The organism is Spirosoma fluminis, from assembly GCF_054778895.1.
This window is the reverse complement of record NZ_BAAGZD010000003.1, coordinates 107,370-120,736: the sequence shown is the minus strand read 5'-3', so window position 1 is coordinate 120,736 and position 13,367 is coordinate 107,370. Positions and strand designations below refer to the sequence as shown.

At 50.6% G+C, this 13,367-nt stretch carries 15 protein-coding genes; 1 reads left to right on the top strand and 14 read right to left on the bottom strand.

Translation table 11 applies throughout. The features are described from left to right. The first annotated feature begins 70 nt into the window (after positions 1 to 70). Positions 71 to 865, top strand: coding sequence for a YdcF family protein (locus ACYVBJ_RS02575; RefSeq protein ID WP_460980739.1), 795 nt, complete (start codon positions 71 to 73; stop codon positions 863 to 865). Between the two features lie 69 nt (positions 866 to 934). Here the strand turns inward: ACYVBJ_RS02575 and pfkA are convergent, their stop codons facing one another. From pfkA to ACYVBJ_RS02505, 14 genes are all read right to left on the bottom strand, one after another. Then, positions 935 to 1,909, bottom strand: coding sequence for a 6-phosphofructokinase (pfkA, locus tag ACYVBJ_RS02570; RefSeq protein ID WP_460980738.1), 975 nt, complete (start codon positions 1,907 to 1,909; stop codon positions 935 to 937). Between the two features lie 242 nt (positions 1,910 to 2,151). After that, the gene (locus tag ACYVBJ_RS02565) at positions 2,152 to 2,907 is read right to left on the bottom strand and encodes a glycosyltransferase family 2 protein (protein WP_460980737.1); all 756 of its coding nucleotides are present in this window, start codon (positions 2,905 to 2,907) and stop codon (positions 2,152 to 2,154) included. Positions 2,908 to 2,961: 54 nt separating this feature from the next. Beyond that, positions 2,962 to 4,251, bottom strand: coding sequence for a glycosyltransferase family 4 protein (locus ACYVBJ_RS02560; RefSeq protein ID WP_460980736.1), 1,290 nt, complete (start codon positions 4,249 to 4,251; stop codon positions 2,962 to 2,964). Then, positions 4,248 to 5,213 (bottom strand): hypothetical protein, encoded by a 966-nt coding sequence (locus tag ACYVBJ_RS02555; RefSeq protein WP_460980735.1) that lies wholly within the window; start codon positions 5,211 to 5,213, stop codon positions 4,248 to 4,250. The genes ACYVBJ_RS02560 and ACYVBJ_RS02555 overlap by 4 nt, the downstream gene beginning before the upstream one ends. A 94-nt stretch (positions 5,214 to 5,307) precedes the next feature. Further along, on the bottom strand, positions 5,308 to 6,117 hold the full coding sequence (locus ACYVBJ_RS02550) for an FkbM family methyltransferase (RefSeq protein ID WP_460980734.1): 810 nt from the start codon (positions 6,115 to 6,117) through the stop codon (positions 5,308 to 5,310). A 9-nt stretch (positions 6,118 to 6,126) separates the two neighbouring features. Next, positions 6,127 to 7,629 (bottom strand): lipopolysaccharide biosynthesis protein, encoded by a 1,503-nt coding sequence (locus tag ACYVBJ_RS02545; protein ID WP_460980733.1) that lies wholly within the window; start codon positions 7,627 to 7,629, stop codon positions 6,127 to 6,129. Between the two features lie 60 nt (positions 7,630 to 7,689). Then, complete coding sequence (gene pseI / locus ACYVBJ_RS02540) at positions 7,690 to 8,772, bottom strand: pseudaminic acid synthase (protein ID WP_460980732.1); 1,083 nt, start codon at positions 8,770 to 8,772, stop codon at positions 7,690 to 7,692. Then, a complete protein-coding gene (locus ACYVBJ_RS02535; protein WP_460980731.1) occupies positions 8,769 to 9,230 on the bottom strand; it encodes a GNAT family N-acetyltransferase in 462 nt (153 codons plus the stop codon). The genes pseI and ACYVBJ_RS02535 overlap by 4 nt, the downstream gene beginning before the upstream one ends. Next, on the bottom strand, positions 9,212 to 10,234 hold the full coding sequence (gene pseG, locus ACYVBJ_RS02530) for a UDP-2,4-diacetamido-2,4,6-trideoxy-beta-L-altropyranose hydrolase (RefSeq protein ID WP_460980730.1): 1,023 nt from the start codon (positions 10,232 to 10,234) through the stop codon (positions 9,212 to 9,214). Before pseG ends, ACYVBJ_RS02535 begins: the two co-directional genes overlap by 19 nt. 1 nt (position 10,235) lies before the next feature. Then, positions 10,236 to 10,934, bottom strand: coding sequence for a pseudaminic acid cytidylyltransferase (gene pseF / locus ACYVBJ_RS02525; RefSeq protein WP_460980729.1), 699 nt, complete (start codon positions 10,932 to 10,934; stop codon positions 10,236 to 10,238). 2 nt (positions 10,935 to 10,936) lie between these two features. Continuing rightward, positions 10,937 to 12,112 carry a UDP-4-amino-4,6-dideoxy-N-acetyl-beta-L-altrosamine transaminase gene (pseC, locus tag ACYVBJ_RS02520; RefSeq protein ID WP_460980728.1) on the bottom strand — a complete coding sequence of 392 codons (1,176 nt, stop codon included), beginning with the start codon at positions 12,110 to 12,112 and terminating at the stop codon, positions 10,937 to 10,939. Continuing rightward, positions 12,105 to 12,557 carry a hypothetical protein gene (locus ACYVBJ_RS02515; RefSeq protein WP_460980727.1) on the bottom strand — a complete coding sequence of 151 codons (453 nt, stop codon included), beginning with the start codon at positions 12,555 to 12,557 and terminating at the stop codon, positions 12,105 to 12,107. The genes pseC and ACYVBJ_RS02515 overlap by 8 nt, the downstream gene beginning before the upstream one ends. Then, positions 12,554 to 12,961, bottom strand: a complete 408-nt coding sequence (locus ACYVBJ_RS02510; RefSeq protein ID WP_460980726.1) for a helix-turn-helix domain-containing protein — start codon at positions 12,959 to 12,961, stop codon at positions 12,554 to 12,556. Before ACYVBJ_RS02510 ends, ACYVBJ_RS02515 begins: the two co-directional genes overlap by 4 nt. Beyond that, positions 12,958 to 13,350, bottom strand: coding sequence for a hypothetical protein (locus tag ACYVBJ_RS02505; protein WP_460980725.1), 393 nt, complete (start codon positions 13,348 to 13,350; stop codon positions 12,958 to 12,960). The genes ACYVBJ_RS02510 and ACYVBJ_RS02505 overlap by 4 nt, the downstream gene beginning before the upstream one ends. Positions 13,351 to 13,367: the final 17 nt, after the last annotated feature.

Below are 13,367 nucleotides of genomic sequence, written 5' to 3'. Positions count from 1 at the left end.
ATAGTTACAAATTTACGGGATTCACGGGTAAGTTCTTGTCTACAAAACGCTTGCCAGCCCGACATAGTCTATGTTTTATTTCTTTTCTAAAACACTCAACTACCTGATTACGCCTGCGGGCTGGTTGGTCGTTACGTTACTGGTAGCCTTTTTTACGAAAAATGCCATCCGCCGACGGCGATTTATTGGCGTTGCGCTCGGTGTTTTCTGGATCTGCGGCAACGGGTTTCTGACCAATGAACTGGCCTTATGGTGGGAGTATCCGCCCGCCGGTAAACCCGCAGATTCTACGGCAACCGTCGCCGTTCTGTTGACTGGTGGCATGATCAACGTAATGAAAGCTGTACCGAGCCAGGGACCAGCAGACAGACGATACGTACTGGACCGGGAAGCCGACCGGGCGGGGCAGGCGCTTTATCTGTATAAAACGGGGGCCGTCCGAAAAATTCTGATTAGCGGAGGGAATGGTGATCTGCCGATGCAGGCCAGTAATGTGAGCGATGAAGGGCAGATGACGGCTTCATTTCTTTTGACCGCTGGCGTACCCCCCACTGATATTGTCTTCGAAAACAGATCCCGTAATACGCACGAAAATGCGGCCTTCACCGCTCCCGTGCTACGGAATAAATTCGGCACAACGAAGTGTGTGCTGGTTACGTCGGCCTGGCACATGCGCCGGGCCGTAGCCTGCTTCGAAAAAGCGGGCGTTACCGTCGTTGCGTTTCCGGGCGGTTACCTCAGCGGTAAACGGTCGTTTGTACCGGGAGAGTGGCTGCTGCCAAATGAACAGGCATTCGCCGATGCGTACTTTCTGTTAAAAGAGCTCGCTGGGTACGTCGTGTACAAGCTGGTTGGGTACGCCTAAGAATGGGCGAAGGGAAACCCGAAGTTCTCCCGTTCGTCCCAGTTCTTCCATTACGTATTGTTGGTGTTGTTACACCGACAGGATTTTCACCATGCGCAGCAAATCTTCGTTGATGGGCTTGGGCAGGCGAATCGTGTCTTTGAACGGAGTGTAGACCAACTCATTGTTGACAATACCCGCCATCACATTTTTCTCACCATTCATCAGGCCTTCCAGCGCACCGAGCCCAAGCCGGCTGGCCAGAATTCGGTCGTAAGCCGTTGGAATACCGCCCCGCTGAATGTGCCCTAACGTAGTGACCCGCATATCGATCTCCGACTCGACCTGCTGGCGGATCTTTTCAGAAATTTCGGTGGCATTACCTTCTTCTTCGCCTTCCGCGACGACAATGATGGACGACGATTTCTGACGACTCCAACCCGATTTCAGCGTTTCTACAACTTCTGAGATTGGGGTCAATACTTCCGGAACCATGACCAGTTCGGCCCCCCCGGCAATACCTGACTGGATGGCAATGTAGCCCGAATCCCGGCCCATTACTTCAATAAAAAAGATGCGGTCGTGCGAATCGGCTGTATCCCGAATCTTGTCGATGGCTTCCAGCGCGGTATTCACGGCCGTGTCGAAACCAATCGTATAGTCTGTACCGTACAGATCGTTATCAATCGTACCCGGCGCGCCTACAGTTGGGATGCCGTACTCATCGAAGAACAGCGTAGCACCGGTGAACGTACCGTTACCGCCAATAGCGATCAGCCCTTCGATACCAAACTTTTGAAGCTGCTCGTATGCCTTTGTACGACCTTCGGGTGTCATAAACTCTTTACTGCGGGCCGACTTTAAAATTGTACCTCCGCGCTGCACGATGTTGCTCACCGAATGCGAAGACATCTGAAAAATATCGCCGTTTATCATGCCGCTGTACCCTCGGCGGATACCGAAAACTTCAAGACCGTGATAGACCGCCCCCCGGACCACAGCCCGGATGCAGGCGTTCATACCCGGTGCGTCACCACCCGAGGTAAAAACAGCTATTCGTTTCATAGGTTACGTCAATTTTTTAAGGAAATTTCACAAAAAGGGTCTGGGTTGGGCGGAATAAACCCTGCAAATTTATCCCATTTCCCAATCTAAAGGCATCAATCGGTTAATTATCCCGTTCGTTTCACGCAAAATTCATATATCGACAAAATCCAGAGAAGCTGTTCATCGACAGAATTCAGTGTGGATGCCCACTCTAAAGAGGTGCTTACGCGAACGGGGGAGGTTGTTCGTAGTGAATTAGGTCAGCTAACTCCACTGCCGTTTTTAAATTGCCACGCTCGCCAGATGATTTGCGCGTGGTTAACTAACGTTGGCAGTAAGCCAAAATGCGTCGTTAACACCTTGAATCGGTCCGTCAGCGACTTACGATGCTGCTGAACAGAAAGCCCTCCAATCAGGTATTTGCACAAAACCAGGTCAACATACTCAATTTGCTGAGCGGCTTTCAGGCAGCGGATTTCCCAGTCGAGGTCGGCACTGAGGTTATCAGTGGGGTAATCAGGAGCAATAGCACGTTTAGCAACGAAGGCCTGGTGACACACTTTCATGCCTAATGCCATGTCGCGCCAGGTCAAATCCTTAGGTAATGTATGGGGCGTTACCTGGCTGCGTAGACCAACCGGGCTGCCGTCATTACGTACAAATAAGGCATCGCTATAATAGACATCCGACTGCGTGGTTTGAATTCGCGCTAGCAGGTCAGGTAGTGTGTCTGAACTGTAAAGCTCATCACCGGCGTTCATGAACCAGACGTAATCGCCGGTGGCCATGTGCAGCCCTTTATTCATCGCATCGTAGAGGCCTTTGTCGGGTTCGGAAATCCAACGCGTAATGTGCTTTTCGTACTTCCTGACAATAGCTAACGTACCATCCTTCGAGGCTCCATCAACCACAATGTACTCGAAATCCGTAGCCCGCTGCGACACAATGCTCTGGATCGTGCGCTCCAGGAATCGCCCGGCGTTGTATGTAATGGTGATGATGGATATGGTTGGCATGTTCAACGAGCGAAAGAGCGAACGAGTGAAAGAATGAGTAGAACAAGCGCTCTTTCACTCGTTCGCCCTTTCGCTCATTAATTCTTTGTAAAGCTCAACGTGTTTCTGCGCAACGACTTCTTCGGAAAAACGGGCTTCGGCTGATTGTCGGGCGTTTTGGCGTATGGTTTCTGGGGCAGAATGATTCAGAACAAAGGCGAGCCCATCGGCTAATTCCTGGGCTGATCCGACGCTGGCCAGGTAACCGTTTTTCTGGTGGTCGATCATTTCGGGAATACCGCCCGTACGAAAGCCCACGACCGGCGTTCCGCAAGCTAATGACTCAATGACCGTATTCGGCAGATTGTCTTCTAAAGACGGTACAATCATTGCGTCGGCTGCGTTATAAGCCGCAACAATGTCTTCCTGACTGGTTAGAATACCGAGATGACGTACCGTATAGGGCAGTTCATCGAACAGATAGCTTCGCCCTTTTCCGAATACCAGAATTTCAGGGTTTAAGCCGGGCTGTTGTTGGTGCAATTGCTTTAATGATTCAGCAAAGTACCGAAAGCCTTTACGCGCATCCGTTACGTTCGCACTGCCGAACAGAAGCCGGGGCTGGTCGGTGTCTGGAATCTCCAGACGGGCGTTTGCATCTGCCCGATCGATGGGCGCAAACGTCTGCTTGTCAATGGCGTATGGGATCACGCTAAATGGAAATGTACGTAGTAACGAGCTACGCAATCCCTCGTCAGCCAGCCAACGACTAGGCGGGGTGAAATGAACGGTAGCATCTTTGAAGAGCTGTGTCTTTTGCTCAAAGATCCGGTACGATAAATCGGTAGCGTGCGGCTTTTTCAGGTACGGACAGCCGTGGCAGTGCGTCAGAAAATGGTCGCAGCCGCGTGAGTAATGGCAGCCACCCGTAAAGGCCCATTGATCGTGTAAAGTCCAGACAATAGGCTTACCAAGCGAGAACAACGAACGAAGCCCGTCGATAGAAAGAAAGCCAAAGTTAATCCAATGCAGATGCAAGACGTCGGCTTGCCGGATGGCATCGTGATGCGTTAAACTCGCCCCAAAAGCCGCTGGCGAAAACTGAAACCTGACCGAGTGGTCACGCTCATAGGGCAGAAAATATAAGCGCTCAGCCACAAACCGCCCGAACGCCAGCTGCTCCGACAGAAGATTACCGGCCAGGTACGTAACGCCGGGGGCGGGCTGGTGTTTCTCCTGCCGGTTCGACGTACCGACCAGCATTGTGCTGTCGACACCTTGTTTGAGCAACGCGGTATGGAGCCGATTGGCGGCTACTGCCGCCCCGCCGAAGAGATGATACGTGCTCAGGTGCGTGACTCTCACCGGCTAAAGACTTGGTTAAGTTTTTTGACAACCTCGGGCCAGAAGCCGATACCCCAAACGCGCCCCCAGATCCGCCGACGGGAATACCGCTCCATCTCCGTAAAGATCGGATCGGTAAAGCGAGCTTTCGCCTTTTGGGTTAAGATCAAGGCGAATCCGTGCTGTTTCAGCGTCGTGGCGAACACCCAGCCCAACAGAACGTTACGTTGGGTAAGTGTAGTTTCGTCGGCAAATTGGTTCAGGTACGTCATTTCGCCCCAAACGGCGCTGTTTTTCAACGAGAAGAGCACGAATTTTTGTAACAACGGGTGCGTCGTGAAGCTGTCCAGCAGGGCGGGCGTAATTCGTGGCGAACCTTTCGGCAGCAGCTCGGCAAGCCAGTGGCTACCGGTTTCTTCCATGTATTGCAACACCTGGTAGAGCTTGTCCTCTCCATCGTAAATAGAGGCAATACCGGGCTCAAACTCGGCGGTTAGCACCCGTCGGGCGCGGTCGTCGCCGAGGTTGCGGAACAGCCGGAGATCAGTACCCTGCGAGTCGGTTTTAAACCAGTCAACCTGACCGATGTTCAGGCTGTCGAGCGTTGAGCGAAGGCTACGCGTCTTTAGCTGAACCATCCTGGTCGGCTCAAACTTGGGGGCAAAAGCGTATTCCTGAATCAGATCAGGTCGTGGCTTAAGCAGGCTGGAGCAGTGGGGCGAGGCAGTGAGGTAGAAATCGGCGGTTTCGGTCTCGGCCGAACGCGGCCCGGTAACGATGTGATTAAACGTATACAGCTTCCGGAAGTGGCTCGATTCGCTTTCGACGTAACCGAAATCACGGTCGTCGGCGTCAAAGGCGATACAGACCGAATATTTGGCAAATGGTTTCCAGCGCGTATGTAACTGCCCCGACGCGCCAATATCTACTAATACAGGCGGTTCGGTCTGAAATTCAGGGCGGCTTAAAATCTTGTCAATCATCGAAGGAATGGCATTAACTGGTCATAAGCTGTCATTTGGTAAAAGCCATTGTCTGCTACTGACAATCAATGACTGATTTAATGACCAAAGATGGCTATGTTCTGTACGCAAAAATAGTCAATTGCAGGTCCATGACTGTGTTGCCGCGATACTGACGATTCACGAGTGGTTTAGTGCGATGCTGAGCCGTGTCAACGTAATAGCGGAAGCCACTGTCTGTCAGAATCTGCAAGAGTTGCGGTAAGGTCTGAGGTTGACCGATGTAGGCATGATACTCCACAAACAGGTTTTGTACATGGGCTAAGGCGTCGCGGCAATCTTCGAGAACAGGTACTTCGGCCCCTTCAATGTCAATCTTGAGCATGTCGATGCGTAGCTCCTGCAGGAGCACATCACGAAGCCGTACCGAGGGCACCCGGTGCACGTTAGTGGTAACGAAAACCGACGACACATCATCACCAGCGCTGCCGAAATCGACTCCCAGATCATCGGTCCAAACCGCTTTTTCTACAACTTCTACGTTGGTTACACCATTGACCGTTAAGTTGTTATGTAGCGTTTTGGCGGTTTCTCCATCAGCCTCATACGCTACAATTTTGGCATTGGGATAGTGGCGGCTGAAATACACGATACTCGTGCCGATGTTCGCTCCACAATCGATGATAACGGGCTTGGGCGACGATGTCGGAAAGGCGTAGCTCTCGTCCACAAAAATCTCTTTTACCTGCCAGAAGAACATCAGGCTGTCGGGCGTCCGAAAGCGCAGCCCGTTGTAGGTAAGCGTCGTCGATTGATTCCGTTGGGTACTCCCCGATGTGAGTAACAACCACAGGAATTTTCGTCCGTTAGGGTGGCTAAGGAATCGGTACGCATCGGTGAAGAGGAAAGAAAATAGTGTTTTCACGGGCGCAAGTTACGGACTAACAGACTTACGACGGTTCATCCAGGCACCTGACACGAGCTGATTAATATCCGGCGAAATGTTCAGAAAATAGATTAGCGCCCCAAACGCCACCGTAATGAACGCAGAACGCAGGGCTACGTCCAGGCCAACCCGCCACATGGTTCCGGATAGATAAGGCGCCTGCACCGCAATAACCCAAACCAGCAAACCAATGGCGATAACCGCTGCATTGCGCCAGGTAAAGGGTTGCAGGCCAAATTTAAACCAGACAAATCCAGTCCGCGCGGTATTGAACAACGCGGTAGCAATGGCCGCGCCGATGGCCGCGCCTTCCAGGCCGAAAACCGGGATCAGCGCTCGGGTCGTTAGAATGGTGACGACCACCATCAAAATAAAAAACAGTGAATCGTAAGCGTAATAGCGCGACGTAGCCAGAATCGTACCGTTAACTCCGGTAGCCATGTCGATGAGTTTACCTAGCCCTATCCACAAAATAACGTAATAGCCAGCTTCGTAGCCTTTGGGCAGGATCTCAAACACACTGGGCAGATTGGCGGCAATGCCGATAAATACTAACGTTCCTATAACCAGTTGGCTCAGGCAGCTTTTTCGGTAAATGCTGGCAATATTGTTCAGGTCATTGGTCTTCCAGGAGTCGGCAATCACCACCGTTGATACTTTATACAGCATAGTGGCGGGCGCGGCTATTACCGTTCCAAAGTTGGCGCTGATGCTGTAAATGCCGGTTTGGGCCAGACCGAGCGCGTCGTTCACCATGTATTTGTCGATGTGCAGAATTACCTGCGAAGAAAGGCCCGTCAGCAGCGTCAACGCAGCGTAACGAAACAGCTCCCGGCGCAATTCCGGGGTTAGTTGCAAGTGCTTAACATCGAGTGTAAAATGTCCATCGCGAATCACTTTCACGAGCATTAACGCCATCTGTACGAAATACGACCCCATCCACAATATCAGCAGCGTTGGGAACATAATCCAGTCCGCCCAGTACACGACTACGGCAAAAAGAAACAGCAGACGCTGCAAAAACTGCTGTAGGAACGTTCCCGTTACGCTGTCGTAAAGCAGTTTGGCGTAGTTGTCGAACAGGTTAAAGAACAGCGTGAAAAACGTGAACGGTATCAGCAGGTAATAGTACTGAACAAACAAGGCTGATTTCTGGGCATTTTCGGCAACGATATACGGCCGAAAGAGCAAAAGCAGCAGCACACTCAGTCCGAAACCAACCAGCGATACAACCGTGGCCAGCAACAGAAATCCGCCGTGACCACGCTCATAATCGCGGAAATACGGAAAATAGCGTCCACCTGCGCCGTTAATACCAAGGTTCGAAAACTGCGTAAGAATGATGGATAACGCAATTAACAAGCCGATCAGGCCATTTTGGTTGGGGGTAAGAATTTTAGGCAGCAGCAAGCCCATCGTCACAAACCCGATGACGATGCCCGCATACGTAAAAATTGTTCCCTGAATCGTTTGCCGCTTAATGATCCCCATCTGTTAAAAAGCGAACGAGTGAACTAGAGTAAAAGAGTGAGGGATGTTGTAATCGCTCTTTCACTCATTCACTCGTTCGCTCTTTTTTAGTAAGTCCCAGCGTAAAGCCGTACCTGCCGGAATGTGCTGGGTGGCCGTCTGTCCGAGAATGTCGTCGTAGTAGCGCGTGTGCAAACCGTTCGCCGGACGAATGCTGCGTACGTTCTCAGCGGTGAATACCTCACCTGCTTTTACATCGTTCACTACGTACAACGACCGCTTGAACTGGAGACTCTTCTCTTCTTTCGGCGTAAGCGTATAACTGACCTGGCCCATGGCTAAAAAGGCCCGTTCGGTTTCAATAACCAGGCTTTTCAGCTCTTCGGGTTCCAGCGAAAAGGCGGAATCAACCCCGCCGTCGGCCCGGCGTAACGTAAAGTGCTTCTCAATCACGACGGCCCCAAGAGCCACCGCGGCTACTGAGGCCCCGATGCCCATCGTATGATCGGAGAGGCCCACCGGCACATCAAACAGCTGCCGCATGTGCGGAATGGTGAGCAGATTTGTGGTTTCGGGGGTGGCCGGATACGTACTCGTGCACTTCAGCAGGATGAGGTCCTTGCAACCATTCGCCCGCAATAGCTTAACCGATTCATCGAGGTCAGCGACCGACGAAACGCCCGTACTCATGATAACCGGTTTGCCCGTTTGTGCTACTTTCTTGAGCAAGATATGATCCGTGTTTTCAAACGAGGCAATCTTGTACAGGGGCACGTCAAGCGATTCCAGAAAGTCGACGGCGGTTGTATCGAAGGGTGAGCTAAAGGCAAGCATACCATGTTGCCGGGCCCGCTCAAAAATCGGCGCATGCCACTCCCAGGGGGTGTACGCCTGTTCGTACAGCTTATACAGGTTCTTATCGGCCCAGAGCGACTTCGTATCGCGGATGTAGAACTCCTCGGACGCGCCGTTGAACGTAATGGTATCGGGCGTATACGTCTGAAGTTTAAGGGCGTGAGCGCCCGCTTCAGCCGCGGCATCGACGAGTTCAAGCGCCCGGTCAAGTGATTGGTTGTGGTTCCCCGACATTTCGGCAATAATAAACGGCCGATGCGACGGGCTGATGGTATAATTGGCAACCTGAATCGGTTGGTATTGGCTCATGCGGGTAGCGTATAAACTAGACTCTGAACGCCAAATTTACCGCTTTCGTGCGAGAATGTGAACCCGGCTTTCTCGAACGACCGGACAGAGACCTGATTATCAGCTTTAATATACGCGTGAATGAGTAGGTCGCCCCACTGCTTTCGACAGGCGACACAGCCTTGTCGGATTAATTCGCTGGCTAGTCCCTTTCCCCGAAAGTGAGCATCTACTGATGCACCAATGATAACTTCACCTGATGTACGCTCGAAACGCACTTGCCCAACGGGGACACCCGCTTCGTTGCTAAACAGGAGTAGCAACGCATTCGCATCTGCCAGCTTACGGTCGAACCAACCTTCATGAGTTTCCAGTGAAATAGGGTCAGAATTGAACGATTGACGACGCGTATCCGGATCGTTAGCCCAGTCAAAATAGAGCGGTGAATCTTCAGGAGTAGCTAAACGGTAGGTGAGCATAAGCGGTCGAATAAAGCTCTGAATCGCTCGGGGGAGCGGCCATCAAAATATCGGCGCTGATTTCTAACGATGAGTTGCCGAACGTCTTCGTATTCGGAGGAAGTCCCAATTTCAATTCCGGTACTTAATCCATCCAGCGGAAAATCGTTCGCATAAACGTTCGCCAAGCCGTTATCAACCAGAAACGAAGCCAGGCGGACCTGATTATCGGCCGTTTGAATAGCAATCAGCGGCCTGCCGATGCTACATACTTCATAAGCGACGGTACTGCAGGAAGTTATGGCGAGCTGACACTTAGTTAACTCCGCTACCATCTGGTCGGCCGTCAGATTCGACAGGAGGTGAAGATGTTTAAACTGACTCTGCAACGCTTCAATGGCTGGTCGGTTGCTTTGAAGCGGACCAACTACGATGTGAATGCGCCACTCTTGTTGTATTCGATCGAAATAGCTCCGTAAACCTTTCAGCACGCTCAGCGACGTATGGCTCGGATCGGCACCGCCCAGGCTAATAAAAATAGGCCCTTCGGTAGGAACAGGCGTGGGTGGAGCAAAAAAAGCAGGACGAAGCAAGGCGTAGCGGGGTCCTAAAAAGAACTGCGTGTGCACCTCAGCCTGATAGTCTTTGGGGGTAAGCCCACCCGCGTGATTAATGACAAGGTCAGCTACCTGATGCCCGCTCACCAGATCATCGATATAGACCAAGGTTTTAGCGTTTGAACGGACGGCTCGTTGATAAGATTCGTCAAAGTTGTAGCCATCCAGTACGGCAACCGTTTCAGAATCTAAATTGGAGAGAAAATCGGCTAGCTCGTTTGAGGCTAACGGCACTACGGTCAACCCTTTCTCCTCAACTAGTTTAACTACCGCCTGTGAGGGGTGTACAATGGCGAAACGCCGTTCATAGTTACTTCCGAGCATTTCGGCTAAGGCCAAACACCGCATGATGTGCCCAAGCCCAATTTGAGGGTTACCATCGGCGCGGAAAAAGACCTTTTTCGACATGTTACGTCCGCTTACTATTGTGAAGGAGTTGGTATTTCAACTCCGCTACCTGCCAGTCTTCTTCATAGTCAATATCCTGCGCCTGCATTTCAGAGATGACAAGGCCACTCGTGTTGTCGGTCAGTAATCGTCCCTTTTGCTGAAAGGCCGCTACGTTGAAAAAGTAAAATTGACCAGCGTCGTGGTAAGCGGGTTGAAGGTCCTGCGAGCGGGTTAGGGCGTGTTCGGGTTGCAGCCAGGTCAGCCGGTCGTCTTTGAATGTAACGGCCCGTTGTACCGGAAAGCCGAATCGTTGTACGGGAAAGACGCAATCGAAATCGCCTGACTGAAGCTTGTCAAAAGCTTGTTGTAATAACTGTGGGGTTACAAAAGGGGCCGTCGGATACAGGCAGCACGCATACGTAAACGTTTGATTCCGTTGCCTGAACGCGGCTAGGACTTCGTTCAGCACGTCAGCGGTTGTTGCAAAATCATCAGCCGTAGTCGCGCTTCGGCGAAAGGGGACCGAAGCGCCATGCTGTTCCGCTAATTCAGCAATCTCCTCATCTTCCGTCGACACCATCACCTCATCAAACAAGCCTGCTTGTAAGGCTGTCTCGATAGAGTACAGCATGATGGGTTTGCCTAAAAACGGGCGGATAACTTTACGCAGAATTCGCTTACTGCCGCCACGGGCCGTGATGATGGCGATGTTGCTCATAACTAACCGCAGTAGTCGAGTACTGACTTAATTACATACGCCTGCTCGTCATCGGTAAGCGTTGGGTACATCGGTAGGCTAAGGCAGCGGGCGTAGTAACGCTCAGCGTTCGGGAAATCGCCCGGTTTCCAGCCAAACTGCCGATAGTAGGGCATCAGATGTACGGGAATGTAATGCACTTGGGCCATAATATTCCTGGTTCGCAGGAAGTCGTACAAGTCTTTTCTGGCGTCGACCTGAACAACATACAAGTGATAGGCGTGCCCAACACCGGCTGGCGGAATAATTGTTGTTACGTTTGTGTCGGCGAAAGCCTCATCGTAACGTTTCGCAATGGCCAACCGGCGATTGAGCATGTCGTCGGCGCGTTGAATCTGGCTTAGTCCTAAAGCCGCCTGCATGTCGGTCAGGCGGTAGTTGTAACCCAGTTCCTGCAACTCCATGTACCAGCCGCCACGTTCAGGATTACCAGGTTCAAACTCTGTTAGCTCATCGGGTTTATTGGTGATGCCATGCGTTCGGAGCCGAAGCAGATGTTTATACAGCGCTTCGTCATTCGTCGTGATCATACCACCTTCACCAGCCGCAATGTGCTTCACGGGATGAAAGCTGAAAATCGCTAATTCAGCTAGTGAGCCGTCACCACATCGATGAGTCACGCCTTTCTGGCCAACAAATGACCCTCCGGGCGCATGACAGGCATCTTCGAGCAACCAGAGCCCATGTTCGTCAGCTAGCTGACGAAAGGCAGATATGTCAACGGGGTAGCCTGCGAAATCAACCGGAATAATACCGGAGAAGTAGCCTCTGGGATGTTGCTCTAGCAATGCCCGTACCGCGTTTATGTCGAGCAAAGCTGTGTTGGGATCAATGTCAGCGAAGTAGACTTCACCCCCGCAGTACCGAACGCAGTTCGCCGATGCCGAAAACGTGATCGGTGTTGTGATCACGCGGGTTCCTTCCTGTATGCCCAGCGCCATACAACACAGATGCAAAGCCGCTGTACCATTCGCCACTGCAACCGCGTATTGACAACCGATGTACTTAGCAAACGCAGTTTCAAAATCGCCTATATGAGGCCCCTGCGTCAGGAACGGGCCACGAAGTACGTCAACGACCGCAGCAATATCTTCGTCGGTAATGTGCTGGCGACCGTAGGGAATAGGGTGTTCAGGCATTATCTACTATACTGATAGAGTCTTGAATTATTTGATCGGATCGAATGAGGGGTAGGTAACATTTAGCTAAAACAGTTCCAGCAGTTTTAACGAATAAGATGCCTCGAATGGTTGGAGTGACAATATCTAAGAGAAAGCGAGCTAAATTTTTATCAAATACATACAGCTCGTTTTCTTGCCTAAAGACTTCCTCAAAGTTGCCAATATAGAAGGTCATCTCATTTACATACTTCAAAACTAGTTTAGCATTCACTGTGTCATAATCTTGAACGTATCGTACTTCAGTGGTAAGCGTAATAGTCTTTGCATCTCCGTACGCAACCATATCTTTTCCTTCAATCTGAATTCCTAATTGGGACAGATCTGGATTTATGTCGTACGAAAAGAGCGCAAAAAACTCTATATCACGGATGGATTCTATTCTTAAATCAACGTGTCCTTTCATAAATGAAGATAGGCAGTCTGTACTCTCAAATCTTGGCTATGCTTATCATCTTCGCTCGAATAAGGTAGATCTTGAAGTTGATTAACTCGATATACCGCTTTGAATACATACGGAGAATTATTGGATCTACGGTTGTCTTCAACGGTAAATTCCTGCAAGTCTGAATACTGAATTTGAGGAACTTTGCCGATTGCCAACGCCAAGTCAACTAGTTTGCTGACCTTATGGTCAAAGTCGCCATTCAACAGTTGGGAGACGTACCCCTTCGTTACGTTTAATTGGTCAGCTAACTGGGTGCGGGATATCCCCTGCTCCTTCATGTACTGCTCAATCTGATTATATAAGTCGAGTTGAATTTTAGTAATCCAATATTCTCTACTTCCGAGTAATTCTTCTCTTGTCATGGCTGAAGCGAATTTAAGTACTGTTCTTTCAAAGACCGGAAGCGTTTGAAGTCGGCTTTCTGAGTTGTCTTAAAACCGCCCAGAATTATAATTTTTCCGTTAGGCTTTTTTATGGCATAGACGCGTAAGTGTTTCGATTTGAACTCGTACTCTTTAACGACTACACCTTCTGGAGTTACGTCTCTGAACTTCGTGTCAGGTAATGAGTTGCCGTTAGAGATGTATTCCATATAGGTGAGCAGCGTTCTATACTCACTTAAAAAGCGCTTATCCGTTTTTTGTAATAACTCTTCGAATACAGTCAACTGGCCAACCTCATCTATCACCAACTCATCTAACTCCTGTTTACCATTAATCGCCTGCACTTTCCTTAATGCAAAGGTACTCATAAAGGTTTAGTTAAAGC